This window comes from Seramator thermalis (assembly GCF_004138125.1).
Lineage (GTDB): Bacteria > Bacteroidota > Bacteroidia > Bacteroidales > Dysgonomonadaceae > Seramator > Seramator thermalis.
This window is the reverse complement of the sequence record NZ_RXHS01000001.1, coordinates 131165-158045: the sequence shown is the minus strand read 5'-3', so window position 1 is coordinate 158045 and position 26881 is coordinate 131165. Positions and strand designations below refer to the sequence as shown.

The following is a 26881-nucleotide window of genomic DNA, read 5'->3' as shown; positions in this document are numbered from 1 at the left end:
GGTGCAAAAGAATAGGAAAAAGGAGTGTGTAATGGGTTACTGTAATCGGTTACAGATTATCGTTGCTTATTATATTTGATTGATATATCGCAGTTTAAATCTGTAAGTATTTTGTTTATTGTTTCGACTTCCGTTCTGTGGTACGAAGTTAATTCTTCGGTGTTTGAGAGGCGTTGCCTGATTTTCTCTTCGGAAAAACCTGTAAGGTAACTTATCAGTCGAGCCATTTTTGTTTTGTCGTCTGAGAGGACACTAATGCCTGATTTTTGCAAAAGTATTATCAGTACATCGGTAGTAACTTTCAGGGTTCGTGTTGTTCCGCTCTTTTGGGGATTGTCTTTTTCGGACGTATGAGACGGTTGTTGCAGGATTAGTATTTTCCTGTCGATAATTCCGCAAAGGTCGTGCGGATATTTTTTTTTGAATAAAGCAAAGTTGAGCACTTGAAGTAACTCAACTTGCTTTTGGTTAGAGAAGTTGTGTTGTGATAAAACTTCTAAAATGTCACTAACATTAATTGTTGAGTGATTTTTTTTGGGTTTTTGTACTTTGTGCTTTCATTTTTATTTATTTTTAAATTATTTAACTACTTTCCCATTTCATTACCACCGCATTTCCTTCCGATAATTTGTTTACCTCATCAATCCAACGTTTTTCGCCTTGTGCTTTTGATTTCAAGAATGGGTTTTGCGTATCAGTTAAAAGCAAACTGCTATTTATAAGCCACCACTTATTTGTAATTCCTGCGCGTTTTAAATCTTGTTGGAGGCGTTCGGCTTCAAATACGGGTGTTGCTTCGGGCAGGGTAACAATTACAACTTCGGTTTCCTGCGGGTTTCGTAATCTTGGCAACAGGTCTCGAACCGCGGGGGTAATGTTTCCTTGCGTACGCTCTACTTCGTGGTGGTAACTTAATGTGGCGTCGAGCAACAATAGCGTGTGTCCGGTTGGGGCGGTGTCTATTACCACGACTTGATTTTCGGACATTGCTACAATTTCGGCAAAGGCGTTGAACACTGCAATTTCTTGGGTGCAGGGCGAACGCAAATCTTCTTCAATGTAACTCAAATCGGCATCGCCCATTGTTTGACGGGCTTTGTTCAACACTTTTTTTTGATAGGCTTCCAATACCGCTTTTTCGTCTATGTGGCTCACGGATAATCCGTCTGTATTCACAAAACTTAAATGATTGGCAGGGTCGGTGGTGCTTAAATGCACTTTTACTCCACGCTCCGCCAAACCTTTGGCAATAGCGGCGGCAATGGTGGTTTTTCCTACTCCGCCTTTGCCCATTGTGAAGATTACACGTTTGTTGGTTTTGTAAAGGTCGTCAATCAGATTTTCAATGTTCAGAAAATCGTTTTTTATGGTTTCTATTTTTTCCAATTGTTCTGCCGTATCTTCCGTTAGCATATTGCGAATATTGGCTGTACCAACCATATTGTAAGAACGCAACGGAATGAAATAGGTCTGCATATTCAATAACGACTGCGGACGGTTTTTTAATGCGTTTTGCTGCCTGCTGTACAATGCTTTTGAGATTTTGTCGTTGTTGTCCGGTTGTTCTAAAATGCCGTTGATAATGAGATTTTGCGACTTAATATCGAGTTCTGCCAATTCGTTTGCCGAGCGTTCTACTTCTATTAACGGCGTTTCATCGGGACGGCTGACCAAAAACAACGTTGTTAAATCACTATCTGACAATGTATTTACTGCTAATTTATAAATATCTTTTCTGTCTTCTAATCCCGACAACTGCCCAAGACAAGACGCACCTGTGGTGTTTTCGTCAATGAAAGTGTTCCACGCCGAAGGCAATTGCAACATACGCAACGTGTGTCCTGTGGGGGCGGTATCGAAAATAATGTAGTCGAATTTTTCTCGCTTTTCATCGTTGGCGAGAATGTCGGAAAATTCATTGAAAGCCGCAATCTCAACCGTACAAGAGCCTGATAATTGTTCTTCCATATTGGTAATGACACTTTGGGGCAATTTGCCGCGATAGGGCGCTATCACGCTTTCGCGATATTCGGCTGCGGCTTGTTCGGGGTTGAGGTTGATAACGGTAAGTCCTTTCACTTCGGGAATTTCTGTGCCTTTGTTGTCTAAATTCAATTCAAAGACATCTTGTAAATTTGAAGCAGGATCGGTGCTTACCAACAAAACTTTCTTCCCGCTGTCGGCTAAATTAACTGCTGTTGCACAGGCTACGGAGGTTTTACCAACGCCGCCTTTTCCTGTGAAAAATATATATTTTGTAAATTGCTGTTCGGCAGGATTGTATTGTATCATTGGTGCATTATTTTTTTATCGTTAGTTCATCTTCTGACATTCCGTACCATTCGGCTATTTGGGCGTTGGTGGGATATGCGGCTGTTATTTCTATTTTTCCGTCAACGGTAGTTACAGGCAATTTTTCGGCTCCTTCTTTCATTAAAAAATCATTGATAACTTTGTTTGTAACATATACTTGTGGGTTGTCGCGCAGGTTAAACCGCTCCACAATAATTCCTTTTTTCTTTAACGTTTCAAGAACTACTGCAATGCGCATCAGTTCGGGGTCGATATTTACTCCGCATAAGCCGGTGGGGCAACACAGGGTTGGATCGTAAATTTTTATTTCTCTCGTGTTCATTTTTTCAATTTTTATTTGTTATTGCATTGATAATTTCATCTTCGGAAGGAACGTATCCTTTCAATTTTATTTCGCCATCTACTACAATAGCGGGCAAAGACATTACGTTGTATTTCACTATTTCGAGGATATCCTGCTCCTTTTTTAGTTCTGCCGAAATGTTTTGTTCTTTCAGCACTTTTGCAACTTTGTCATAAGTTGCGCTGCATTTGGCACATCCGGTGCCGAGAATTATTATTTCCATTTTGTTTGAGATATTAGTTAGCTGATTGCTAAGATTATGTAATAAATTCCGACTAAGATAAAAATCGCCGCAACGATACGTTTAAACCATTTTTCAAAGGTCTTCATATTGTTGTAAAACCTACCCACGTTTGAAATGCTGTAAGCCAACAGCCAAGCGATAATGAGAACGGGCAAACCCGTTGCAAGCGCAAAAACAGGCGGCAATAAAAGTCCTGTAGAACTCGCGAGCGTCAACGGAATAAGTGCGCCAAAATATAAAACGGCACTGTACGGACAAAAAGCCAAAGCAAATAAAACTCCCAATATAAATGCGCTCCAATAGTTTCGTTTGGTTTGTTTTTCGCTTACGCGTGAAGTCCATTTGTTTAAAAAGGGGATATTGATTTTGATAATATCCAACATCAGTACACCAATTACAACCAAGGCAACACCTATCCACAATCCGTCAATCTGCTGAAACCAACGGGAAATGTGAAACTTGCTCGCACCGAAATAAATAATGCTTGCCAAGGCGGTGTAGCTGAACATTCGCCCAAGCGTGTAAAAAAGTCCGTTGAAAAACACCCGTTGTTTGCTCTCAATGTCTTTGCTCAAATATGCTGTGGCAGTGATATTCATTGCCAAAGGGCAGGGGCTAATGGCTGTCATCAGTCCCAAAATAAATGCCGTGAGCAATGGAATATTCGAACTATCTGCTAACTGTTGCAACCATTCCATACGCAATTACAGTCTTTTATTTACTTCTTCATTGATTAGGTTGGTCAACGCATCGGGGCTGCTTAATGCGATTGCGAAGGCTTGCTCTGTTAAATCAATAAAATCTTCGCCTTTGGCAATTATCAGCGCGTTCCAAGTTACCTGATACTTTTCAACCAAACCAATGTTGGCTTTTTCGTCTGTTTTTATTTCTGTAAATACTACTTTTGAGTTGTCGGCATACGCTTTCTCAACTGTTTCTTGGGCTATATTGCCCACTGCAATACAGGTTTTACAACGTTGCTTTCCGTGAAAATAATAGACGCTTACCAATGTTGCATCTTCGGCTGGTGTGGTGGTTGCGGAATTGTCTGCTTTGTTTGCAGATTGATTACAGCCTGTTAGAACGGCTATCAATAAGAATACGAATACTGTTTTTTTCATTTTTGGAATTATTATTTATGATTACTAAAAAATTTTCGTTTGAGCCATAATGAAACATTTACCAACATAATAAGCGCCGGCACTTCTACCAACGGGCCTATAACGCCGGCAAATGCTTGTCCGCTGTTAATGCCGAATACGCCAATAGCAACGGCAATTGCCAATTCAAAATTGTTGCCTGCCGCGGTAAACGATAGTGCGGCATCTTGTTCGTAATCTGCACCCATTCGCTTACCCACAAAGAAGCTGACCAAAAACATCAGTCCGAAGTATATGAGCAAGGGAATGGCAATGCGTACCACATCGAGCGGTATTTGTACAATTAATTGACCTTTTAGGCTGAACATCAGTACAATTGTAAACAACAAAGCAATTAAAGTAATGGGCGAAATGAAAGGAATAAATTTTTTCCAAAACCATTCTTCGCCTTTTAACTTTACCAATACCAATTGACTTAATATGCCCATTGCAAACGGAATACCGAGATATATGGCTACACTTTTGGCAATTTCGCCCATCGTAATGTTTACACTTTCGGTTGAAATACCAAAAATGGGGAGCATCACGGAAACAAAAAAGTAAACGAAAACGCTGTAAAACAAGACTTGGAAAATGCTGTTGAGGGCAACCAATCCCGCGGCGTATTCGCGACTTCCGCCTGCGAGCTCGTTCCAAACTATTACCATAGCTATACATCGTGCCGAACCAATCAATATAAGTCCGACCAAATATTCGGGGTAGTCTCGCAGGAATATTACCGCCAAAGCGAACATCAAAATGGGACCAATTATCCAATTCAACAAAAGCGAGGCAGTGAGAACTTTTGTATTGCGAAATACTTTGCTCATTTGGTTGTAACGCACTTTTGCCAAAGGTGGGTACATCATCAGAATTAAGCCTATTGCCAAGGGTATGTTAGTTGTTCCGCTCGACATCGCGTTAATTCCATCTGCCACGGAAGGGAAAAAATATCCGGCTCCTACGCCTATTGCCATCGCAAGAAAAATCCAAAGGGTAAGGTAACGGTCGAGGAAACTTAGTCGTTTACGCTCTACCGTGGGATTACAATTATTTGCACTCATAACGGGTTTACAGATTTTCGTTGGTAAATTGTTGCGAATATTCTTTTATCATATTGCGCACTCGGCGAAACTCGGCTGTGATTTCTTCTTCTGTACCTTGCGCTTTTGCCGGGTCGGGAAAATTATGGTGAAACTTTTTGGCTTTTGTGGGGAAGTAGGGACAGCGTTCGCGGGCATTGTCGCAAACGGTTATTACGTAGTCAAAATTAATATCTCGGTATTCATCCACATTGTTTGAGGTGTGGCTCGAAATATCAATGTCGTCTTCTTTCATTGTTTCAATGGCACGCGGATTTACGCCGTGCGTTTCTACGCCCGCGCTGTAAATTTCGGCTTTGTCGCCTGCAAAGTGGCGCAGATATCCTTCGGCAATTTGACTACGGCAACTGTTGCCTGTGCAGAGTACTAAAATTTTCTTTTCCATTTTTTTTGTTTATTTGTTTATTTATTTGTTTAACAACATCCCGGATTGCAGTTACAATCGTTTGAGGGTTTTAAGCCTGTAACTGTTATTGAAAGTATAGGATTTTCTTTTTTGAAATTTTCTAGTTCGTCTGTTTCCAAATAATTAGATAAGATTTCATTAGGAATTATAATGTTTTTTTCTTTTTCTATTTTTACTTTCAGAAATCCTGCGCTGTATATGTCAACGATATATTTGTTTTTGTGGCTTGCACCCGCTACACAACCTGCATACATTTCGGCAGCTTCTTTTAATTTGTCGGGCAGTTCGTCTGTAAGTACCACATCTGAAATGCAGAAATGACCGCCGGGTTTCAACACTCTGTATATTTCCTTAAAAACTGCTTTTTTATTTGGGACAAGATTTAGTACACAGTTGCTTACAATTACGTCGGCCGCAGCTGCTGTTACGGGAATTTTTTCAATATCGCCCTGTCGAAATTCCACATTGTTATACCCTTTTTTTTCGGCATTGATACGTGCTTTTTTAATCATTTCGGGGGTAAAATCAATTCCTATGACTTTGCCCGCTTCGCCTGTTTCGGCTCTTGCTACAAAGCAATCGTTGCCCGCACCACTTCCTAAATCTATTACCGTATCGCCCTTTTTGATTTTAGCAAATTGCGTGGGTAGCCCACAACCCAAGCCCAAATCGGCATCGGGATTGTAGCCGTCTAAATGATTGTAATTTTCGTTCATCATATTGTACACTTCGGGCGAGCAACTTCCCTGACTGCAACAAGAGGCTGTTTCTTTGTCTTGCACAGCGATTTCACTGTATTTTTGCCTTACTGTTTCTTTGATTTGTTCTTCGTTCGTCATATTTCTACTATTTAATGGTTCGTATTTCGTAGAAACACGAACTGTTCATTTAAAAAATTTTCAACAATATTCTTTGTTGTCCATTTCTATGAATAAGTCGCTAAACATTTTTTTAGCTAACGTCCAATTTTCTTGATTAATACAGTATTTTATGGTCGGTGGTGTGATTGTTCCTTGAATTAATTCGGCATCTTTCAACTCGTTTAAATGTTGCGAAAGTGTGCTTTTGGCAATAGGTAAAATTTCGGACATATCGCCGTGATAGCAGCAACTTTCATTTGCTAACATTTGCAGGATAGCTATGCGAATGGGGTGTCCCAATGCTTTTGCAAAGCGTGCCAATTGTTCTTGTTCTTGTGTCAGTTCTTTTTTTGTCATAGTGAAAATTACTGTTCGCAAAGTTACGAACAATATTTTTATTGGCAATCAAAAAATATAAAAAAATATCAGAAAAAATAAAGGAAAATTGTTTCGATTGTTTTTTCTAATTGTTTTTCTGTTGTTTATCTTGGTCTTTATTGATATTCAGTTTTATAATATCTGCCGCTTGGCGTTTTTTCTCGTCTATCAAATCGGCATAAATTTGAGTAGTGGAAACGTTTTTATGCGTGAGCATTTTACTCACGGTATAAATTTCACTGCCATAAGATACAAGTAAGGTTGCGAATGTGTGCCGGAATGAATGGAATGTGATATGTTTGGTAATGCCCGCGGATTTTAACCAATTTGGAAGTATGCTTTGTAGCATTGTTTTTTTGAAACCTTTAAAGACTATACCTGTGGATTGTTCTCCGCAAAGTTCGTATGCTTCTTGGCTGATTGGATTTAGAATTTCTGCATCGGTTTTTTCGGTACGTAGCCTTATGCAGTGTCCGCCATCCGGGTAGGTTCCAAAGTCTTCCCATCGCAGGGCGACAATGTCGCTAAATCTTAATCCGGTGAGGCACGAAAAGAGCGAAGCGGTTTTGAGTACCGGCTCACGGCAAGGCGTGTTATAGAGTGCCTGTACTTCTGCGGCAGTAAGGAATTCGCGGCGTGTGTCTTTTGTTTCAATCTTATTGAGGTGTTCGTTGATATTCTCCAACAGGTATTTGTCTTTATGGGCGAGCGCCAACAATCCACGAAAAGTGGACCAATAGCCCGCCGCCGAATTTTGTGATAATTTGCGTTTTTTACTTCTTAACTGATTGGTAGTTAAAAGGTAGGTGCGAAAACCGTTGCATAAATCAACGGTAACATCGGCAAAAGTACATTTGGCATTGACATATTTTTCAAAATGCTTGTAGATTTTTTCCCACTTTTGGTCTTGATTGGGTAATTTTTCTTTGAAATACGCCAAAAAATCCATTTTTTGCCTGGTTTTATCAATGAAGCCAAATTGTTCGTTGATTAGCGATAATTCTCTTTGCGCTCGTATTGCTTCGGCTTGTTTCAGTTTTTCGGCGTTGATAATACGTTCATCAGTTGTTCTCGGATTTTTAACAAGGTATATTCCCAAATACTCACGACGGCTCATTTGCATTGTGCGCGGGTTGCGAATTGCAGGATAAAAATCAAGATAAAGTGTGATTTTTCCGCTTGGCAATTCTCGTTTTCTTAATGTTACTTTGGTTGCTGACATATTACTTTATCTTTTACGATTGTTCATAATGTTGTCTAACTCTTGGCGGTGTATCAGAATATTTTTTCCGCTTTTGATTTTTGGTAATTTATGCGCCCGGACTAAGTCGTATAAGTGACTTCGACCAATGGCGTATTTTTCGGTTGCCTGCGCAACGGTATAGTAACTTTCGCTTTCTGTCTGGTCTAATCCCCTGGATTTTTCCCAATGTAGTTTTGAAATGAAAACGGTTTTCCCTTCTCGTCTTTTCGGCATTTTATGGTCGCTTGTGTATTCATATACATATTGTTGCGATACTCCAAATTTTTCTACAATTTCGGCTACGGTGTACCATTCGGAAATATCGGCGTATTGTTTTTTTGCAAAAAGCGATTTCAACGCTTTTGCAGGATAAAGGGTTTTGCCTTCAATAATAGCCGGAAGTATTTTATTTTCTCTTACTTTCTTATGAAACCAACTCAACGAGATTTTAAATTGTTGCTGAGCTTCCGAAATGCTGATAAATTCTTCCTTTGCTTTGTTGATTTGAGCAATGGGTGTGTTTATGGGTGCAATAGTAGCTGTTGAATTTTGGTACAAATTCATTAAATCGGATTTTTTTACGCGAATTGTGCGTTTGCTTATGCGCAGCAACTTTATGTTTTTTGTTTTGAGCAGATTGTATAATGTCGGTCGGGAAATGGAAAGTAAAGCAGCGGCATCGGTAAGTGATAAATTTTCTTGCGAAAGTAAGTTTTGACGGTTGCGTTCTTTGATTGTTTCGCTCTCTTTCAGAAGTCGTTCCCGCCTGTCTTCGTCTTTCTTTCCGCGCTTAGCGCATCGCTCACTACAATATTTTGTAGTGGATTTTTGAGCGACAAATTCATTTCCACAGAATTTGCAGATTTTTTGATATTCAAAATTTGTTGCCATTTATTGCCTGTACATTGGATCTGTTTGCTATAACTTTTCGTCAATCTTTGTTTGTGGTTGTAATTATTTGTAAAACTACTGCACTACTTAGGATTACATATTTGCATCTGCATCAATAGTGGTACAAATACGGTACAAAAATAAGCAAAATATCTGTAAATAACAATAGAAAAGGATAAATAAATTGCAATAAATTATATCTAAATAGGTGTATTACAGAATAATAAATATTTTTGTTAATTGTTGATTTTAGGGGCTATTTTCCGATGCAAAACTTCGAAAAAATCGATCCTAAAATTTCGTCGGTAGTGATTTGGCCCGTAATTTCTCCCAAATAAAACATGCATTCGCGAATATCCTGACTGAGAAAATCGCCTGTAATCCCCGAATTGAGACCGTCGATAACGCGATGAATAGCTGTTTGAGCGTTTTTCAAGGCTTCGTAGTGGCGCAGATTGGTAACAATAACATCATGTTCGCCGATTTCGGGAAAATTTGCTGCATCCACCAATAGTTGTTGTAGTCGGTCAAAATTGATGTTTTTTTTGGCCGAAATCGGCAGTCGTTCGGCTTTCAAATTTGGGAAAATTCTCAATTTTGACTGAATTTCTTCCGGAGACAATAAATCGGATTTGTTAAACAGCATGATCACCTGTTTATCGGCAAGTGATGGAGCAAGCGATTGCGCCAGATGTTCGATTTGCTCGATGGGTGTTGTCAGATCAATCATCCATAATACGATGGAAGCTTGTTTTATTTTTTTGAATGTCCGTTCGATTCCCATTGTTTCGATTGCGTCGTTTGTTTCGCGAATGCCGGCGGTATCGATCAATCGAAATACAATCCCTTGAATGTTAACCGTATCTTCAATTACATCACGCGTAGTGCCGTGAATCTCCGAAACGATGGCTTTTTCTTCGTTGAGTAAGAGGTTGAGCAATGTCGATTTTCCTGCGTTGGTTTCCCCGATAATGGCAACCGGAATGCCATTTTTGATGGCATTTCCCAATTGAAAAGATTGGAGAAGGCGCGAAATGTCCGTTTTAATCTTTGTTGCCAGTTCAAGCAATTTTTCACGATTGGCAAATTCAACATCCTCTTCCGAAAAATCGAGTTCGAGCTCGATGAGCGATACAAATTGGAGCAACCCATCACGCAAAACCGACAACTGTTTTGCAAATCCACCTCTCATTTGATTCATCGCAACACGATGTGCGGCCTTGGATGACGATGCTATTAAATCGGCCACTGCTTCAGCCTGACTTAAATCGAACTTGCCGTTACCGAAAGCTCGCTGCGTGAATTCACCTGCTTGAGCCATGCGTGCACCTGCCTGCAAAAGCGTTTCAATTATTTTTTGCTGAATATACAACGATCCGTGACAGGATATTTCGACAATATCTTCTCCCGTAAAGGAATGTGGCGCACAAAAAACCGTTATGAGTACTTCGTCCAGAATTTCGTCATTCGAATATATTTGTCCGAAATGAACGGTATTGGGAGCAGCGTCCACCAATTTTTTGCCTGATGGCGAACAAAAAAGGGTATCTGTCAAAGCGATGCATCCTTCACCAGAGAGGCGTACAACCGCTATTGCTCCCATGCCAGGAGGTGTGGATATGGCACAAATAATATCTGACATGTTTTTTGTAATACTGTTTTTCAATAAAAACGGAATCAATATCTGAAACTGCTGCCTCCCAAAAATTCCCTCAACAATGAAGTTGGGGGCAATTCGCGATCGGTAATATAGTTGAAATAGCTCAAAAATTTCAGTAAACGATAGGCTTCGGCATATTCGGGATCGGTTTTGGGCACCTGTTGCAAGATGGGTTCGACATGTCGGCGAATGGCCGCGAGCTCATATATCATCGCCGAATTGAACATGACATCGGCATTTTCCTGATAAGGGAAAATCCATTTTTCTTCGCCACGACGAACACTTTCCCAGCGCGAAATTGTTTCTACAGCCGAATAACCACGATATCGATAATCACGAACCAACCTTCTCAACAAACGATTGTCGGCGGCAGGTATCCAGTTGTGATTGTCAAGCGAGATCGAAGTAAGTGCCGAAACATAAATCATAAATTTGTTGATTGCCGGAATTCGTTCCGTAAGTTCAGGATTCAAAGCGTGAATGCCTTCGACAATGAGAATGTTGTTGACACCCATTTTTAAACGGTTGCCTTTGAATTCGCGTTTACCCGATACAAAGTTATAGCTGGGCAATTCCACTTCGTTGCCGTTCATCAATGCAAGCAGATTTTCCTCGAAGAGATCCAAATCGAGCGCATACAATGATTCGTAGTCCTTCTCGCCGAATTCGTCGAGAGGCGTTTTATCTCTTTCCACAAAATAATCGTCGAGCGAAACGCCGATTGGTTTCAGCATTTCTACAAAAAGTTCTACCTCGAGACGTTTCCGAAAGGTCGTTTTTCCTGACGAGGATGGACCTGAAATGAGGATGAGTCGCACACCTTCGTCATATTTTTGACGAATTTGGGCAGCAATTTCGCCGATTTGTTTGGCTTGATAAGCTTCAGAAATTTGTATAACATCTGATATTCTTCCGTTGATTTTAGCTTTGTTTAAGTCGCCAACATTATTCAAATCACTTATTTTTAAGAATTTAAGATGCTCCCGATAGACATTTAGCAATTTTTCCTGTTTCACAATGGGTGCAAGTTGTTCAGGTTCGGTGCGGGATGGCACCTGGAGCAAAAATCCTCCATTATATTGTTGGATATCGAAAAGCTTGATATAACCTGTAGATGGCACAATGCAGCCGTAGTAATAATCGATATAATTACCGAGTTTGAAATAATATGCATATAGAAAGTCGGATGTTTCGAGCAAAAGCGCTTTGTCCTCCATCCGATGCTCCCGAAAAAGTTTTACCACATCGGTCGTTTCATCTTCAATAGATTCGAAAGGAATGTCCGCATCAACAATTTCGTGCATGCGGTTGCGAATATTATCGAGTTGTTCTTTGCCGATTATTTGTCCGGCATCAATTTGAAAATAATATCCGTTGGAAACCGAATGTTCGATGAAAATTTGGGCATCGGGGAATAAGTCGTCCACGGCTTTGGCAAGAATGAAGCAGAGCGAACGGACATAAGTGCGCATCGCCGATGAATTGCCGATATCAACATATTCGATGCGCTTAGGCCGATAGATGCGATAGGCAAGCGATTCGGTTTTGTTGTTGACTTTGGCATTGGCTATGAGATGCGGCATTTTTACACCGAAAACTTCAATCAACTCTTCGAGTGACGAACCCATCGGAACATCTTTTTTTTCGTTGGTGTTGATGCAATGAACCTGGACGGTATCTTTCATAATTTTCTGTTTTTCTCAATTGGAAACGCTAAAATACACTTTTTTCCTCATAGTAAAATGCTTTTCTTGGGCATACCAGCAAAAAATAATATCTTTGGAAAAACATTTCAGACAATGAACGACTGGAAAAAAAGACCGGATATAGTTTATTCCACCAATCCCGATTATCATTTTCAGGAGAATGAAAAATCGTCGATCGAAACTGTTGCAAAGGAAAAACAGCAATTACGCATCCAACTGGACAAGCGCAACCGAAACGGAAAAGCGGTAACGCTGATTACCGGTTTCGCGGGTTCAGACGATGATTTGCAGGCGCTTGCAAAGTTGTTGAAAGTAAGATGTGGAGTGGGAGGTTCGGCCAAGGAGGGCGAAATCATTATTCAGGGCGATCATCGACAAAAAGTGCTCGACATTCTTCAAAAGGAGGGTTATGCCAAATCGCGTATTATCTGAGAATGAAGTTTTGCATATTTATAAAGCTTCGGCAGGATCGGGCAAAACATATCGTCTGACCGGAGAGTATCTTCGTTTGCTTTATGGAGGCGAGAACAATTATAGGCATATTCTCGCGGTTACTTTCACCAACAAAGCTACGGATGAAATGAAGTCGCGCATCGTGAAAGAACTCCATCATCTCGCTACAAACCAAGAGTCCGGATATCTGGACGATCTGATGAAAGAGTTCGAAATGGACGAAACATCCATTCGTCAAAAAGCCAAAAATCTGCTCGAAACCATTCTTCATGATTATTCCGCTTTTTCGGTGAGCACCATCGACCGTTTTTTTCAGCAAACCGTGCGTGCTTTCACTCGTGAGATAGGATTGGCCGGCAATTACAATATCGAATTGGATCAAACCACTCTGCTCAACGAGGCCATAGATTTGCTGATTGCCGAATTGGATAAACCTGAAAACAAGGCAATTGCCGATTGGCTTCTTTCGATGATGAAATCACAAATTGGTGACAACAAGAGTTGGAACATCAGAAAAATCTTGCAGGATTTCGGAAAACAAATGTTCAAGGAAAATGTAAGGTTTCTTTCAGAAGATGAATTATCTACCATTCAGGATAAGGAAAAACTCGAATCTTATCGCAAGAAACTTGAGCAGATCAAACGAGAATATATAAATTCTGCGAAAGCTATCGGAAAAGAGGCCCTTGCTATCATGCAACGTCATGGCATAGCCTATGATGACATGAAATTTGGTAGAAATTCGGGCTTTTCGATCTTTTCGAAAGTGGCCAAAGGCGAATTATCCAAACCTTCTCCTCGACTTGTGAATGCTGCTAACAACATAGATAACTGGACGAAGGACGGCAATCCCAAAGCATCGCAGATTCGTGCGGCTTACGCTGATGGATTAAACGATTGCTTAAACCGAATTATTGCGTTATCAGAAGACGATTTGTTCTTTAATACAGCCAATAGTATTCTCGAAAATTTTTATGCACTCGGCATCCTTTCGGATATCGAGAAACGACTTCGTTTATTGCAACGAGAAACGGATACATTATTTTTGTCGGACACAACCGAGCTGCTCAATCATTTGATTTCGGAAAACGATTCCCCTTTCATCTATGAAAAAACAGGTACACGTTTGCTTCATTTTATGATTGATGAGTTTCAGGATACTTCTCCGCTGCAGTGGAACAATTTTTTGCCTCTTGTCCGTGAAAGTCTTGCTTCCAACCATTTCAATCTCATCGTAGGCGACGTGAAGCAAAGTATTTATCGATTCAGAAATGGCGATTGGCGACTGCTTGAAGATCAAATCGATCGAGATTTTCAACCTGCCCAAATCAATCATCATGCGCTCGATGTCAATTGGCGAAGCGAGCAGTGTATCGTGGAATTCAACAATTCTCTTTTTGCTCAGGTTCCCCGATTGCTTCAGGATGTTTACAACGATTCATTGGAGACCGCTGATGGAAGCCAATTTGCGAAATATGCACAGTCCAAAATCATCGAGATTTATGCACAGGCTTGTCAGACCATTCCCGAAAAGAAAAAAACGGCTCAAGGGTACGTTAAAATAACTTTTCTGCGCAATGAAAAAGAAGATGATTGGAAATCGGAATCGCTCAAAAGGCTGCCTCTCGACATCGAATCGCTTCAGGATCGTGGCTTTTCGCTTTCGCAGATTGCCATACTGGTGCGCAGTAACAAGGATGCCGTTCTTGTTGCCGAAAGTTTGTTGAATTACAAACGTGAGCATGCCGATTCTAAATATCGATATGACATAATTTCCAACGAAGCATTGCTGGTTGCCAACGCACAAAGCGTGAAAGCGGCAATAGCCATATTAAGGCATTTTCAGAATCCGGCGGATGAAACGCGTCGGCTGATGGCCATGTACGAACTCGTACGATTTCATCGGGCAATGACGCCCGGAGAAGCACTCGCTTTTTGCAACGATCCGGCTAATGCCGAAGCACTAGACGAAATGGGCGCTCGACTCACGCATATTTCGCAACTTCCGCTCTACGAAAGCGTTGAAGCATTTTTTGCAATGTCTTCGGAGGCAATGAATGAAAATGAAAATGCATTCGTTCAGGCTTTTCTCGATGTGGTATTGAAATTCAGTGCCGATGCGTCGTCCGATTTAAACAGTTTTCTCGAATGGTGGGATGAAGAAAGTCGGAGCTTGACGTTGTTTTCGCCCGATGGACAGGATGCCATCCGACTCATCACTATTCACAAGTCGAAAGGGCTTGAATTCGATGTCGTTCTCATGCCGTTTGTTGATTGGGAGGTGGATCATTCTTCCGGACATGCCGAATTTGTTTGGTGCATGCCCGATCGTGAACCCTTTAACGAATTGGCGATAGTCCCCGTGAAGTATAAGAAAGATATGGCCAATACTATTTTTCGTGAAGATTATTTGCGCGAAAAACTGCTATCGTATATCGATAATCTCAATCTGCTTTATGTGGCTCTCACTCGTCCAAAGCAACAGCTTATCTGTTATGCGCCCAAAGGCAAGGACAATATCACGAGAATTTCGGATTTGATTTATCGAGCCGTTTCCGAACCAATGGCTCTGTCCGACTCTATAAAGTCGGATATCGATCTGAAAAATTATTATTTCGAAAATGAGAATGAAAGTGTTTTCGAATATGGTATTCCCTCTAAAATTGAATCCTACAACAAACCCAATTCGATTGATGCCTGTAAAATGGAAGAATGGAGGTCGATCCCATTCGAAGGTCGATTGAAACTGCGATTGAATTCCATTGGTTATTTCAACGATGACGGCAGTCGTGCACGAGGCATGCTTATGCACGAAATTGTGAGCAGCATCAAAACGGTGAGTGATTTGTCCGGTGCGTTGCAACGTAGGGTAATGGAGGGCGAATTAACGGAAACAGAACAGAAAGAAGTTTTCGAAGAGATCACCGAAATGTTGTTGCTTCCTGAAGTTTCCGATTGGTACTCGGGAAAATATATCGTTCTTAACGAGATGCAAACACTCGATCCGGAATGGGGATTTAGTCGTCCCGACCGCATAATGATGGACGGCAACAAAGCCATAGTGGTGGACTATAAATTTGGCGAAGCGGAAGATCCTAAATATCGTCGACAGGTTCAACATTATGTGAAGCTGTTGCAAAAAATGGAATTTTCGGACGTAAAAGGATATATCTATTATGTGAAATTACGGAAAATAGAACAGGTTTAAAAAATGAATTAACGACTTCGTATGTTTAAAGATATATTGTTTGTAGGCATAGGTGGAGGTATTGGAAGCATTATGCGATTTCTTACTTCGCGGTTTATGGCACGATTGGTTGCAGCGCAATGGCTTTTCCTGGGAACGTTGGCAGCAAATCTGATCGGTTGTTTTCTCATCGGAATCTTATCGGGATGGATGCTTTCGCACATGCCCGACAATCAGCCATTCCGCTTGCTGTTTATTGTTGGCTTTTGCGGTGGATACACAACCTTTTCGACGTTTGCGTTCGAGAATTACCGTTTGATAGAAATGAATCAATGGGGAATTTTGTTGCTTTATTTGACGGCAAGCGTTGTGCTCGGAATTATAGCCGTATGGCTGGGAATGAAAATGGTAAGTTGAATATAATAATGTGAGGATACGGATCGAAAAAATTTACCTGTTTTGATGTTTCATGAATGTGGACGAGTCTTTTTTCAACTGTTCTTCTTCCGGTCAATACCTATATCTTTCAGTGATGCAGGATCTTCAACCGGTTCGATATGCGAAGTTACCGTAACAGGTTCGTCGAACATATCTTCAATCGTTTCTTCTATGATATCCGCATTTTCATGTCCTTGTTGCACCGTCCATGCTCCGGGTACGAGCAAATGAAACGAAATGAATTTTCGTTGCCCTGCCTGACGCGTCATCAGAGAATGATACGTGATATCTTTTTCTTTCAGACTATCGAGATATTTCTTTACTTGATCGATTTCGGTTTCCGAAATTGATGCATCCATCAATCCGTTGGTAGATCTGCTGATGAGGCGATAGCCCGTATAAACAATGTTGAGAGCTACCAATATGGCTATAATGGGGTCGAGAATGAGAATACCTGTAAATTTAACCAACAAAATGCCTGCAATCACACCTGCTGAAGTCCAGACATCGGTCATCAAATGTTTTCCGTCAGCTTCCACGAGAAGCGATTTGCTTTTCTTGCCATTGCGAATCAGCATCTGACCCACAGCAAGATTCACAAGCGATGCACCTACCGAAAACAGCAATCCGATATTGATATTTTCCAATGCAATTGGATGTATCAATCGTGGAACAGCCGACCAGATAATGCTGAAAGCCGCTAAAAGAATCAATGATCCCTCGATGGCACTCGAGAAATATTCAGCTTTGCTGTGCCCGAATTCATGCCCTTCGTCGGCAGGTTTTTCGGAGACATGGAGCATGATAAGTCCGAATACGGCTGCAAGAAGATTAACAATTGATTCTAAGGCGTCCGAAAAAAAGCCGATCGATCCTGTAACTTTATAGGCCGTAAATTTTAGTAAAATAGTAACAACGGCTGCAGCAATGGACAGATACATGAATTTTTTTAACGATTTGACTGTCATATCGGCAAAAATGAATGGGGCGTATATTAAAGGCGTATATTAAATAATTTGAGCGAATTCTTCGATATGGTTGTCCACAAACGAAGCAATTTTAGCGGTCTGTTCTTCTTCGATCAGAAAATAATTTTCTTCCAGCTCGTCGAACTGTTCGAAATCGACATACATGGCCGTAAATTCTTCATCGGTTGTTTCACGTTCCAATTCGGTGCGATGCGCATCATAGATTTCTTTGGCTTTGTACAGAATTTTTGCCGCTTCCGTTGCGCCAAATATTTTCCATGCTTTGGCCGTCGGATTGTCGAAAATATAACCTCCAAACCCGTTTTGAATGAGTTGAACGAATCCGCCTTGGTTTACTTCTTCCTGAAAAAACCGATAGGCGAGCAATGCATGTTGATAACCCGTAAGTTTTGGCATATTTTCAGCCGAAAGTGTGCCATCAACTTCATCGAGATATGCATCGGAAAATACTTTTAAAAATTCGTCCATACCTTGCCGGGCTGCATCAATAATTTTGTTTTCGGGAATTTGGATCATACCGTCAATTATATTTATTTCAAAAATACATATTTATTTCAAAATACACATTTTTCTCGAAAAATATTTGTTCGGGTTCTTCCTTTGTCAATATTATCATCTAAATTTGTGCAATAATAACCTTTGAAAAAAATTATCTAAAAAAGATGAAAGTAAAACCTTTTAAAGGCGTTCGACCCCCCAAAGAATGGGTTAAAGAGGTGGCATCGCGTCCTTATGATGTGTTAAATTCGGAAGAAGCCCGCTCAGAAGCCGAAGGGAATGAAAAATCGCTCTATCACATCATCAAACCCGAGATCGATTTTCCTGTGGGAAAAGACGAACACGACGCCGATGTGTATGAAAAGGCCGCAGAAAATTTTCGTTTGTTCCGGCAAAAAGGATGGCTTGTGCAAGACGATCGCGAAATGTATTACGTCTATGCCCAAACCATGAACGGAAAAACGCAATACGGCATTGTCGTCGGAGCTTATGTGGACGATTATATGACCGGAAAAATCAAGAAACACGAACTTACACGGCGCGATAAGGAAGAAGACCGCATGAAGCACGTCAGAATAACTAATGCCAATCTCGAGCCTGTTTTCTTTGCCTATCCGGATCGGCCGGAACTTGATGAAATAGTGAGGCGCATTACGTCCGGAGCTCCCGAATATGATTTTGTTTCGGAAGACGGTGTCGGACATCATTTCTGGCTCGTGTCCGATCAAAAAGACATCGATGCCATCACTCGCATTTTCGATTCGATTCCCGCCATGTACATTGCCGACGGCCATCACCGCTCGGCAGCGGCTGCACTAGTTGGTGCCGAAAAAGCTCGGAATAATCCGAACCACAAAGGCGATGAGGAATACAACTATTTCATGGCCGTATGTTTTCCGCAAAGTCAACTTACCATCATCGATTACAATCGGTTGGTAAAAGATTTGAACGGACTGACGCCTGAAGAGTTTTTGCAAAAACTCGGAAAAAATTTCATTGTCGAACCTACAGGAACCGAAATTCAGAAGCCTCGCGGATTACACAATTTTTCGATTTATCTCGATGGAAAATCGTTTAGTGTAACAGCACGTCCTTCGATAATCAATGATGACGATCCGATCGAGCAACTCGATGTTACCCTCACTTCTCGTTACATTCTCGATGAAATTTTGGGAATCAAAGACCTGCGCAGCGACAAACGCATCGATTTCGTGGGCGGAATTCGTGGCTTGGGTGAACTCAAAAAACGGGTGGACAGCGGCGAAATGGCTCTCGCCATCGCATTGTATCCTGTTTCGATGAAACAATTGATGGATATTGCAGATAGCGGTAATATTATGCCTCCCAAAACCACATGGTTTGAACCAAAATTGCGTTCGGGAATTGTAATTCATATACTCGATTGAGTGGAAATCATTTAGCTGAAAGTTAATGACAAAATTAGCAGAAACGATACAAAAATTTTCCGAACAGATTTTTCCTGAGGTTGTAGAACATTACCATTGGTTGCATCGACATCCGGAATTATCTTATCGCGAGAAGCTGACTTCGGAATATATTTGCCATTTTCTTGAAGTTGAAAATATTCCCTATCGAAAAAATATCGGAGGATATGGTATTTTAGCCTGGGTGGAAGGGTTAAAGTCCGGGAAAAGAAAAACACTTGCCTTTGTTGCCGATATGGATGCTTTACCTGTGCAGGAACAAAACGAGGTTGAATACAAATCGGAGAACGACGGCGTGATGCATGCCTGTGGACACGATGTCCAGTCGGCAGCAATGATGGGAGCGGCGAAAATCGTGTTTTCGCTTCGAAATGAATTTTCCGGAACGGCGCTTTTTGTTTTCCAGCCGGGGGAAGAACAATCACCGGGTGGCGCTGATTTGATGCTAAAAGATGGAGTTTTTCGCGATTTTCATCCCGACTTCATTGTCAAACAACATGCCTATATCGATTTGCCTGCCGGTACAGTCGGGTTTCAAGTCGGCACGATTATGGCTTCGGCCGACGAAGTGCATATCACTGTCCGAGGACAGGGAGGGCACGGCGCATTGCCTCACGAACTGAACGATACGGTGCTTGCGGCTTCGAATATCGTAGTTGCCATGCAGCAAGTAGTCAGCAGGCTGCGTAATCCGTTCAATCCGATGGTACTGTCCTTCGGCAAATTTATTGCCAATGGAGCAACGAATGTTGTTCCCGGTGCGGTTACACTTGCAGGATCGCTGCGTTGCATGGACGAAGAAGAGCGCCGGCGGATGCTCGAAGCTATTCCGCGCATTGCCAAGTCAACGGCTGATGCTTACGGATGTGTTTGTGAAACTGTTCTGCCCGATGGATATCCCTGTGTGGTGAATGATGAGGTTGTAAATCGAAAAGTGAGGGCGAAAGTCGTTGAATATCTTGGAGAAGCACATGTTTTGGAATTTCCGAAACGAATGACTGCCGACGATTTCGGCTTTTTTTCGCAACTTTATCCGTGCTGCTATTATCGATTTGGCGTTTCCGGAAATTCCGGCAAACCGGGAGCATTGCATTCCGATACCTTTCTGATCGACGAATCGGCACTGAAAACAGCCGTTGGTACCTTCGCCTATATAGCTTTAAGCAGTTTATCGTCGAATGATTGAAATAATTCATTCTCGGTTTCTGCCTATTTTTTTTGCTTGAGAGATTTAAATTTTATTTATTTACGATAAATTAATTATTTTTTATGGCATATCATGATTTGGATGAATTAGACGAAAAGATATTGAATCTAATTGTGAACAATGCGCGCATTCCTTTTCTGGAAGTTGCCCGCGAATGCGGTGTTTCGGGTGCGGCTATTCATCAGCGCGTTCAGAAACTCATGAATATTGGTGTGATTAAGGGGTCGGAATTTATCATTGATTTCGAAAAAATCGGATATGAAACTTGTGCATATATTGGGATTTTTCTCAACAATCCGAGTAGTTACGATCACGCAGTGAAGGAATTGGAAAAAATAGATGAGGTAGTGGAATGTTACTACACTACAGGCGATTATGATTTGTTGATAAAGGTTTATGTCCGCAACAATCACGATTTATTGTCGCTTATTCACGAAAAAATTCAACCAATTGGCTTGGCGCGCACCGAAACTTTGATTTGTTTCAAGGAAGCATTTCGCAAAAAATTGCCAATCAATTTTACAAAGGAGGTCGAAAAATGAAAACATTTCTTCGTATTTTATTAACGGCCACTCTTTTTTTCACACTTTCAGGTTTTTTGTCGGCAGAGGATAAATCGTTCTGCGATATCCAGAAAAAGGAAAACATCATGATTTCGGATTCTGTTTTGAATCGAGTACTGAGGCTTTATCATGTTCCCGAATATGGACTTTTGGCAGAAACTTATCCGAGAAAAATAGATAACAAGGTCGATTATCTTGCCGAAGGAGCTGATCAGCAACACCCGCAAGAGGTTTCTTACTTGTGGCCATATTCAGGCGTAATTTCAGGAGTTGTTGCTTTGTTTCGAGAAACGCGAGATCACAAATATCTCGATTTGCTCGAAAATCACCTTTTGCTGGGTTTGGAAAAATACTGGGATTCCGGTCGTGATCCCGCTGCGTATCAGTCATATCCCACTTTTGCCGGCAAAAGTGATCGTTATTATGACGACAATGTTTGGATAGCGCTCGATTTTTGTACCTTGTACGAAACAACCCATCGGCAAAAATATTTGCAAAAAGCCAAGCAACTTTATGATTTCATTATGAGCGGCAAAGACGATGTGTTGGGAGGTGGCGTGTATTGGTGCGAACAAAAGAAACATAGCAAAAACACATGCTCTAATGCTCCTACTGCAGTGTTGTGTGCACGCTTATACGAAATCACCCATGAAAAGAAATATCTCGACCAAGCCATCGAAATTTACAATTGGACAAAGCAGAATTTGCTTGATTTATCGGATAATGTCTATTGGGACAACGTGAACCTCGAAGGCCGGATAAGCAAACAAAAATATACATATAATACAGGTCAGATGATAGAAGCCGCAGCCAGACTTTATAAAATCACCAAAAAGAAGAATTATCTTCACGATGCTCAACTTTCTGCCGAAGGTGCTTATCATTTTTTTGTTAAAGAACAGGAGACGTCGGATGGGAAAATGCTTTTTTATCGCGAATCTCCATGGTTTAACGTGATTTTGCTTCGTGGTCTGAACGAACTATATTCTATCGATAGAAATGACGTATTTATTAAAACATTGAAAGATAATGCTTACTATGCTTTTTATCATACTTTGGACGAAAACGGATTGTTTGGCAATAGTTGGTATCGAAAAACAACCCAGCCTCACAAATCACTACTCGACAATGCTTGTATGATAGAACTTTTTGCCGAATTACCCGATTTGGAATAAGATTAATTGGCAATATCGACCTAAATTGTTAAATTTGGAGATTGTTTTTAGTTTCACCACAACATAATTATTTAAGCAAAAAATGACAACACGTAGAGAGTTTATCAAAAAAGGAAGTCTTGGATTGGTTGCGGCAGCTGCATCGCCTGAATGGATAATGGGTCAGACGAAAATATCGTCGAATGGAATGACTTATGTATCAAAACGCCCTGCTCTTGCCCGGCGTAATTTTAGTTCGAAATCGGTCGATCAAACCATTGAGAGGCTAAAATCGAAAATAAAGGATCCGAAACTTGCATGGATGTTTGAAAATTGTTATCCCAACACGCTGGATACTACAGTAAAATTTGGTTCTCGAAACGGGAAACCCGATACTTTTGTCATTACGGGCGACATTGATGCCATGTGGTTGCGCGATTCGTCCGCTCAGGTTTGGCCATATCTACCATTGACCGCAGAAGATGCTCATCTTCGCGAAATGATTTCCGGCGTTATTCATCGTCAAGCTCAGTGCATTCTCATCGATTCGTATGCCAATGCATTCAATCACGATCCAAAGCCGGACGGCGAATGGATGAAGGATTTTACAAAGATGAATCCGATGCTTCACGAACGGAAATGGGAAATCGATTCGCTGTGTTATCCTGTTCGCCTTTCGTATCACTATTGGAAAACGACCAACGATGCTTCTGTTTTTGATGAAGATTGGAAAAATGCGATGCATTCCGTATTGAAAACCTTCAAGGAACAACAGCGGAAAAACGGTTTAGGCCCGTATTCATTTCGTCGTGTAACCGATCGCCAATTGGATACGGTTTGCAATGATGGTTTTGGCAATCCGGTAAATCCTGTGGGTTTGATTGTTTCGTCATTTCGTCCTTCCGATGATGCCACGACGTTCGGATTTTTAGTGCCTTCCAATTTCTTTGCCGTTATTTCGCTTCGACAAATTGCCGAAATATCCGAGGAGGTTACCAATGAAAAGGATTTTGCCACAGCATGTCGTTCTTTGGCGAATGAGGTGGAGGAAGCTTTGCACAAATATGCAGTTCACACACATCCTAAGTATGGCAAAATCTATGCTTTCGAAGTTGATGGTTTTGGAAATCAATACATTATGGATGATGCCAATGTCCCGAGTTTGTTGGGACTTCCTTATCTCGGTGCTATTGACAATAATGATCCTATTTATCAAAATACGCGCAAATTTGTTTGGAGTAAAGATAATCCCTATTTTTTCGAAGGGAAAGCCGGACATGGTATTGGCGGTCCTCACATCGGTTATGACATGATTTGGCCAATGAGCATCATCATGCACGCCATGACCAGCAGCAATGATGAAGAAATCAGACAGGACATACGTATGTTGCGAGATACGGATGGAGATACCGGATTTATGCACGAATCGTTTCATAAGGACGATCCATCGCATTTCACCCGAAAATGGTTTGCATGGGCTAATACTTTGTTTGGCGAACTGATTGTGAAGTTGGAGAAGGAAAATAAATTGAACTTGTTAAAAAGCTGAGAAATGAAAATTTTTTTATGGTCATTCATTTTGGGATCGATTTTTTGTTCCGTTTCGATCCTGGCTCAAACCAAATACGATCCCGTTGATTATGTGAGTATTCTGGTAGGAACTCAATCGGAATTTGCTATTTCCAACGGAAATACGTATCCTGCCGTTGCTCGTCCGTGGGGTATGAATTTTTGGACACCGCAAACACGAAAAATGGGCGATGGTTGGCAATATGTTTACACCGACGGGAAAATCAACGGTTTCAAGCAAACCCATCAGCCAAGCCCATGGATCAACGATTATGGTCAGTTTGCCATCATGCCCCTCACCGGAAAGCCCGAATTCGATCAACAAAAGCGTGCCAGTTGGTATTCGCATAAAGCCGAAAAAGCAACGCCGTATTACTATAGTGCCTATTTGGCTGATTATGATGTTACAACCGAAATAACACCGACCGATCGTGCTGCTATTTTCCGTTTTACTTTTCCTGAAACAAAAGATGCGTTTGTGGTGATCGATGCTTTCGATAAAGGGTCGGCTGTTGAGATTATACCTTCGAAAAATGCTGTAATTGGGTTTACAACCCGCAACAGTGGTGGCGTCCCCGACAATTTCAAAAATTATTTTATAATCGTTTTCGATAAACCTTTTCAATATCGACAAATCGTTGATAATGGCAAATTTGTAGAAAATGCTTTGAAAATTGATGCTGATCATGCAGGAGCCATTGTGGGTTTTGCAACAAAGCGAGGCGAAAAAATTACGGCTAAAGTTGCTTCGTCGTTTATCAGTTACGATCAGGCATGGCAAAATCTGAAAGAAGTTTCGTCGAAAGATTTCGAAACCGTCATGGCCGATGGTCGCAAGGCATGGAACGATGTGTTGGGGAAAATCGAAATCGAAGGAGGAAACCTTGATCAACAACGCACATTTTATTCCACTCTTTACCGTTCGACGCTATTTCCACGCAAGTTATACGAAATCGATGCAAATGGAAAGGTAGTTCATTACAGCCCATATAATGGCCAGGTTTTACCCGGATATATGTACACCGATACCGGTTTTTGGGATACCTTCAGAGCTTTGTTCCCATTGCTCAATCTTGTTTATCCGTCTGTAAACAAGGAAATTCAGGAAGGATTGATAAATACCTACAAAGAAAGCGGATTTCTACCCGAATGGGCAAGTCCCGGGCATCGGAGTTGCATGGTTGGCAATAATTCCGCCTCCATCGTTGCCGATGCTTACCTGAAAGGGTTAAGAGGTTATGATATCGAAAAACTCTACGAAGCGGTAGTTTTTGGGGCCAATCATGTTCATCCCACTGTTTCATCAACTGGAAGATTGGGATACGAATATTACAACAAATTGGGGTACGTCCCTTACAATGTCGGTATTAACGAGAGTGCTGCACGTACGCTCGAATATACTTATGACGATTGGACGATCTATCGGTTGGCCCAAGCGCTCAAACGTCCGCAAAGCGAGATAGATCTTTACGCCAAACGTTGTCAGAATTATCGAAATCTATATTCGTCGGAATACAAACTCATGCGAGGGAAAAACGAAGACGGAACATTTCAATCGCCTTTCAGTCCATTTAAATGGGGAGATGCTTTCACCGAAGGCAACAGTTGGCATTATACTTGGTCCGTATTTCATGATCCGCAAGGATTGATCGATTTGATGGGAGGAAATCAAGTTTTTGTCAATATGCTTGATTCGGTATTTAAAATGCCGCCCGTTTTTGATGATAGCTATTATGGGGGCGTCATTCACGAAATTCGTGAAATGCAGATCATGAATATGGGGCAGTATGCTCATGGAAATCAGCCTATCCAGCATATGATTTATCTTTACAACTATGCCGGTGAGCCGTGGAAAGCTCAATATTGGGTTCGCGAAGTGATGGATAAACTCTATAACGCCCATCCCGATGGCTATTGTGGCGATGAGGACAATGGACAAACTTCGGCGTGGTACGTATTTTCGGCGTTGGGATTCTATCCGGTTTGTCCGGGAAGCAATGAATATGTGATCGGATCGCCTTTATTCAATAAGATGACTGTGAAGCTCGAGAATGGGAATACTATTCGGATAAATGCAGTCAATAACGATCCTTCGAAGCGATATATCAGGGAATTTCGATTGAATGGCAGACCTTATTCCAAAAATTATTTCGCACATGAAGATTTGTTGCGTGGTGCTACGATAGATATTACAATGTCGGAAACTCCAAACACGACACGCGGCATACAAAAAACAGACGCACCTTATTCTTTTTCTTTGAACGAGAGATAGAAAACAGCAAGAAATCTAAATACTCAAAACAGGCTGCTTCATTCCAACTTTTGAAGCAGCCTGTTTTGCATTTGAATCAGTTATTGTTTCAATCAAAAATAATTAATAATGAGATAATAGCATTCCGAACCGTCGGGACAAGTTTCAAATTCGATTTTGTCTTCTCGAGCCAACCATCCGATTGCCATCAACACTTCCCTTTCCGATAATCCGGAATCTTCCATCAATTTTTTGCAGTTCCATTTTTGGCCGTTATACAACAGATTCCAAATAATGCCTGCGTTTGTTCCGATTGTTTTCTTGTCCATAATGTTATATTTTATGAGTTGGAAGATGCTTTCTCATCTCCTTAATTATGTAATAATTTTCACAAATAGAACATTTCGAAATAACCTATTGTTCATATTTGGGGACTGAAATACAAAAAGTATTCAACTATTTAAAAAACAATCCCATAAAGATCCATCCGGATCTTTATGGGACTTAAAAAAGCATTATTTATCGCATAAAATTTTTTGAAAAGAATCAAATCATATCTTCAATATTCCATACGAAAGAGCGTAGTCCGAGATTCTCGTATTCCTTGTCCAATTTTTTCAAATAATTAAGCAAAGGTTTTACTTGATGATCTTCTACCACGGTTAGTATGGCGTTGTTGAGCGATGGCCAAGCATGAGTTCCATAATGCGGATATCCCGTATTGCTGCCTCTTCCATACACCGGTTTCCACGATGTAAACCCTCGAATATTGAGTTTGCTCAGTTGATTTGTAATATCATCGTAGTGAGCTTGGTCTAATATAATCATTACTGCTTTCATA

General features: G+C 41.0%; 26 protein-coding genes. 9 read left to right on the top strand and 17 right to left on the bottom strand.

Going from position 1 to position 26881, the window contains the following annotated elements:
* Positions 1-582 precede the first annotated feature (582 nt).
* From arsA to EJN84_RS00660, 13 genes are all read right to left on the bottom strand, one after another.
* Positions 583-2292, bottom strand: a complete 1710-nt coding sequence (gene arsA, locus EJN84_RS00720; RefSeq protein WP_129593628.1) for an arsenical pump-driving ATPase — start codon at positions 2290-2292, stop codon at positions 583-585.
* 7 nt (positions 2293-2299) lie between these two features.
* Entirely contained in the window at positions 2300-2635 is a 336-nt protein-coding gene (arsD, locus tag EJN84_RS00715; RefSeq protein WP_129593627.1) for an arsenite efflux transporter metallochaperone ArsD, read from the bottom strand.
* A gap of 4 nt (positions 2636-2639) precedes the next feature.
* A complete protein-coding gene (locus EJN84_RS00710; protein WP_129593626.1) occupies positions 2640-2879 on the bottom strand; it encodes a thioredoxin family protein in 240 nt (79 codons plus the stop codon).
* Between the two features lie 17 nt (positions 2880-2896).
* Positions 2897-3598, bottom strand: coding sequence for an aromatic aminobenezylarsenical efflux permease ArsG family transporter (locus EJN84_RS00705; RefSeq protein ID WP_129593625.1), 702 nt, complete (start codon positions 3596-3598; stop codon positions 2897-2899).
* 6 nt (positions 3599-3604) lie between these two features.
* Positions 3605-4021: a nitrophenyl compound nitroreductase subunit ArsF family protein gene (locus EJN84_RS00700; protein ID WP_129593624.1), complete on the bottom strand. Its 417-nt coding sequence runs from the start codon at positions 4019-4021 to the stop codon at positions 3605-3607.
* An 11-nt stretch (positions 4022-4032) separates the two neighbouring features.
* Positions 4033-5103: an ACR3 family arsenite efflux transporter gene (gene arsB / locus EJN84_RS00695; RefSeq protein ID WP_129593623.1), complete on the bottom strand. Its 1071-nt coding sequence runs from the start codon at positions 5101-5103 to the stop codon at positions 4033-4035.
* A 7-nt stretch (positions 5104-5110) separates the two neighbouring features.
* Positions 5111-5527 (bottom strand): arsenate reductase ArsC, encoded by a 417-nt coding sequence (locus EJN84_RS00690; protein ID WP_129593622.1) that lies wholly within the window; start codon positions 5525-5527, stop codon positions 5111-5113.
* 29 nt (positions 5528-5556) lie between these two features.
* Positions 5557-6387: an arsenite methyltransferase gene (locus tag EJN84_RS00685; protein ID WP_129593621.1), complete on the bottom strand. Its 831-nt coding sequence runs from the start codon at positions 6385-6387 to the stop codon at positions 5557-5559.
* 60 nt (positions 6388-6447) lie between these two features.
* Positions 6448-6765, bottom strand: coding sequence for an ArsR/SmtB family transcription factor (locus EJN84_RS00680; RefSeq protein ID WP_129593620.1), 318 nt, complete (start codon positions 6763-6765; stop codon positions 6448-6450).
* Between the two features lie 106 nt (positions 6766-6871).
* The gene (locus tag EJN84_RS00675) at positions 6872-8008 is read right to left on the bottom strand and encodes a tyrosine-type recombinase/integrase (RefSeq protein ID WP_129593619.1); all 1137 of its coding nucleotides are present in this window, start codon (positions 8006-8008) and stop codon (positions 6872-6874) included.
* A gap of 6 nt (positions 8009-8014) precedes the next feature.
* Positions 8015-8920, bottom strand: a complete 906-nt coding sequence (locus EJN84_RS00670) for a helix-turn-helix domain-containing protein (RefSeq protein WP_129593618.1) — start codon at positions 8918-8920, stop codon at positions 8015-8017.
* 256 nt (positions 8921-9176) lie between these two features.
* Complete coding sequence (gene mnmE / locus EJN84_RS00665; RefSeq protein WP_129593617.1) at positions 9177-10562, bottom strand: tRNA uridine-5-carboxymethylaminomethyl(34) synthesis GTPase MnmE; 1386 nt, start codon at positions 10560-10562, stop codon at positions 9177-9179.
* 35 nt (positions 10563-10597) lie between these two features.
* Complete coding sequence (locus EJN84_RS00660; RefSeq protein ID WP_129593616.1) at positions 10598-12265, bottom strand: nucleoside kinase; 1668 nt, start codon at positions 12263-12265, stop codon at positions 10598-10600.
* Positions 12266-12379: 114 nt separating this feature from the next.
* Between EJN84_RS00660 and EJN84_RS00655 the strand changes: the two genes are divergently transcribed.
* The 3 genes from EJN84_RS00655 to crcB are packed head-to-tail and all read left to right on the top strand — an operon-like array spanning position 12380 to position 16343.
* The gene (locus EJN84_RS00655; protein WP_129593615.1) at positions 12380-12718 is read left to right on the top strand and encodes a translation initiation factor; all 339 of its coding nucleotides are present in this window, start codon (positions 12380-12382) and stop codon (positions 12716-12718) included.
* Entirely contained in the window at positions 12696-15947 is a 3252-nt protein-coding gene (locus EJN84_RS00650; RefSeq protein WP_129593614.1) for a UvrD-helicase domain-containing protein, read from the top strand. The genes EJN84_RS00655 and EJN84_RS00650 overlap by 23 nt, the downstream gene beginning before the upstream one ends.
* A 21-nt stretch (positions 15948-15968) precedes the next feature.
* Entirely contained in the window at positions 15969-16343 is a 375-nt protein-coding gene (crcB, locus tag EJN84_RS00645; RefSeq protein ID WP_129593613.1) for a fluoride efflux transporter CrcB, read from the top strand.
* Between the two features lie 74 nt (positions 16344-16417).
* Here the strand turns inward: crcB and EJN84_RS00640 are convergent, their stop codons facing one another.
* Both EJN84_RS00640 and EJN84_RS00635 read right to left on the bottom strand, forming a co-directional pair.
* Entirely contained in the window at positions 16418-17305 is an 888-nt protein-coding gene (locus tag EJN84_RS00640; protein WP_238943881.1) for a cation diffusion facilitator family transporter, read from the bottom strand.
* A 66-nt stretch (positions 17306-17371) separates the two neighbouring features.
* Positions 17372-17869: a DMP19 family protein gene (locus EJN84_RS00635; RefSeq protein ID WP_129593611.1), complete on the bottom strand. Its 498-nt coding sequence runs from the start codon at positions 17867-17869 to the stop codon at positions 17372-17374.
* Positions 17870-18015: 146 nt separating this feature from the next.
* On the opposite strand from EJN84_RS00635, the gene EJN84_RS00630 reads away from it, so the two are divergent.
* From EJN84_RS00630 to EJN84_RS00605, 6 genes are all read left to right on the top strand, one after another.
* The gene (locus tag EJN84_RS00630) at positions 18016-19257 is read left to right on the top strand and encodes a DUF1015 domain-containing protein (protein WP_129593610.1); all 1242 of its coding nucleotides are present in this window, start codon (positions 18016-18018) and stop codon (positions 19255-19257) included.
* Between the two features lie 25 nt (positions 19258-19282).
* Positions 19283-20482 carry a M20 metallopeptidase family protein gene (locus tag EJN84_RS00625; protein ID WP_129593609.1) on the top strand — a complete coding sequence of 400 codons (1200 nt, stop codon included), beginning with the start codon at positions 19283-19285 and terminating at the stop codon, positions 20480-20482.
* 83 nt (positions 20483-20565) lie between these two features.
* Positions 20566-21045 (top strand): Lrp/AsnC family transcriptional regulator, encoded by a 480-nt coding sequence (locus tag EJN84_RS00620; protein ID WP_129593608.1) that lies wholly within the window; start codon positions 20566-20568, stop codon positions 21043-21045.
* Positions 21042-22241, top strand: a complete 1200-nt coding sequence (locus EJN84_RS00615) for a glycoside hydrolase family 76 protein (RefSeq protein WP_165003991.1) — start codon at positions 21042-21044, stop codon at positions 22239-22241. Before EJN84_RS00620 ends, EJN84_RS00615 begins: the two co-directional genes overlap by 4 nt.
* Before the next feature lie 82 nt (positions 22242-22323).
* Positions 22324-23769, top strand: coding sequence for a glycoside hydrolase family 125 protein (locus tag EJN84_RS00610; RefSeq protein WP_129593607.1), 1446 nt, complete (start codon positions 22324-22326; stop codon positions 23767-23769).
* A gap of 3 nt (positions 23770-23772) precedes the next feature.
* Positions 23773-26061: a GH92 family glycosyl hydrolase gene (locus EJN84_RS00605; RefSeq protein ID WP_129593606.1), complete on the top strand. Its 2289-nt coding sequence runs from the start codon at positions 23773-23775 to the stop codon at positions 26059-26061.
* Between the two features lie 92 nt (positions 26062-26153).
* Here the strand turns inward: EJN84_RS00605 and EJN84_RS00600 are convergent, their stop codons facing one another.
* Positions 26154-26369 (bottom strand): winged helix-turn-helix domain-containing protein, encoded by a 216-nt coding sequence (locus EJN84_RS00600; protein ID WP_129593605.1) that lies wholly within the window; start codon positions 26367-26369, stop codon positions 26154-26156.
* Between the two features lie 217 nt (positions 26370-26586).
* Positions 26587-26880: a PG0541 family transporter-associated protein gene (locus EJN84_RS00595; protein WP_129593604.1), complete on the bottom strand. Its 294-nt coding sequence runs from the start codon at positions 26878-26880 to the stop codon at positions 26587-26589.
* Position 26881: the final 1 nt, after the last annotated feature.

Bases quoted from the DNA above. Each gene is read 5' to 3' on its own strand.
- arsA (WP_129593628.1), bottom strand. From the start codon at position 2,292: ATGATACAATACAATCCTGCCGAACAGCAATTTACAAAATATATATTT.
- arsD (WP_129593627.1), bottom strand. From the start codon at position 2,635: ATGAACACGAGAGAAATAAAAATTTACGATCCAACCCTGTGTTGCCCC.
- EJN84_RS00710 (WP_129593626.1), bottom strand. From the start codon at position 2,879: ATGGAAATAATAATTCTCGGCACCGGATGTGCCAAATGCAGCGCAACT.
- EJN84_RS00705 (WP_129593625.1), bottom strand. From the start codon at position 3,598: ATGGAATGGTTGCAACAGTTAGCAGATAGTTCGAATATTCCATTGCTC.
- EJN84_RS00700 (WP_129593624.1), bottom strand. From the start codon at position 4,021: ATGAAAAAAACAGTATTCGTATTCTTATTGATAGCCGTTCTAACAGGC.
- arsB (WP_129593623.1), bottom strand. From the start codon at position 5,103: ATGAGTGCAAATAATTGTAATCCCACGGTAGAGCGTAAACGACTAAGT.
- EJN84_RS00690 (WP_129593622.1), bottom strand. From the start codon at position 5,527: ATGGAAAAGAAAATTTTAGTACTCTGCACAGGCAACAGTTGCCGTAGT.
- EJN84_RS00685 (WP_129593621.1), bottom strand. From the start codon at position 6,387: ATGACGAACGAAGAACAAATCAAAGAAACAGTAAGGCAAAAATACAGT.
- EJN84_RS00680 (WP_129593620.1), bottom strand. From the start codon at position 6,765: ATGACAAAAAAAGAACTGACACAAGAACAAGAACAATTGGCACGCTTT.
- EJN84_RS00675 (WP_129593619.1), bottom strand. From the start codon at position 8,008: ATGTCAGCAACCAAAGTAACATTAAGAAAACGAGAATTGCCAAGCGGA.
- EJN84_RS00670 (WP_129593618.1), bottom strand. From the start codon at position 8,920: ATGGCAACAAATTTTGAATATCAAAAAATCTGCAAATTCTGTGGAAAT.
- mnmE (WP_129593617.1), bottom strand. From the start codon at position 10,562: ATGTCAGATATTATTTGTGCCATATCCACACCTCCTGGCATGGGAGCA.
- EJN84_RS00660 (WP_129593616.1), bottom strand. From the start codon at position 12,265: ATGAAAGATACCGTCCAGGTTCATTGCATCAACACCAACGAAAAAAAA.
- EJN84_RS00655 (WP_129593615.1), top strand. From the start codon at position 12,380: ATGAACGACTGGAAAAAAAGACCGGATATAGTTTATTCCACCAATCCC.
- EJN84_RS00650 (WP_129593614.1), top strand. From the start codon at position 12,696: ATGCCAAATCGCGTATTATCTGAGAATGAAGTTTTGCATATTTATAAA.
- crcB (WP_129593613.1), top strand. From the start codon at position 15,969: ATGTTTAAAGATATATTGTTTGTAGGCATAGGTGGAGGTATTGGAAGC.
- EJN84_RS00640 (WP_238943881.1), bottom strand. From the start codon at position 17,305: ATGTATCTGTCCATTGCTGCAGCCGTTGTTACTATTTTACTAAAATTT.
- EJN84_RS00635 (WP_129593611.1), bottom strand. From the start codon at position 17,869: ATGATCCAAATTCCCGAAAACAAAATTATTGATGCAGCCCGGCAAGGT.
- EJN84_RS00630 (WP_129593610.1), top strand. From the start codon at position 18,016: ATGAAAGTAAAACCTTTTAAAGGCGTTCGACCCCCCAAAGAATGGGTT.
- EJN84_RS00625 (WP_129593609.1), top strand. From the start codon at position 19,283: ATGACAAAATTAGCAGAAACGATACAAAAATTTTCCGAACAGATTTTT.
- EJN84_RS00620 (WP_129593608.1), top strand. From the start codon at position 20,566: ATGGCATATCATGATTTGGATGAATTAGACGAAAAGATATTGAATCTA.
- EJN84_RS00615 (WP_165003991.1), top strand. From the start codon at position 21,042: ATGAAAACATTTCTTCGTATTTTATTAACGGCCACTCTTTTTTTCACA.
- EJN84_RS00610 (WP_129593607.1), top strand. From the start codon at position 22,324: ATGACAACACGTAGAGAGTTTATCAAAAAAGGAAGTCTTGGATTGGTT.
- EJN84_RS00605 (WP_129593606.1), top strand. From the start codon at position 23,773: ATGAAAATTTTTTTATGGTCATTCATTTTGGGATCGATTTTTTGTTCC.
- EJN84_RS00600 (WP_129593605.1), bottom strand. From the start codon at position 26,369: ATGGACAAGAAAACAATCGGAACAAACGCAGGCATTATTTGGAATCTG.
- EJN84_RS00595 (WP_129593604.1), bottom strand. From the start codon at position 26,880: ATGAAAGCAGTAATGATTATATTAGACCAAGCTCACTACGATGATATT.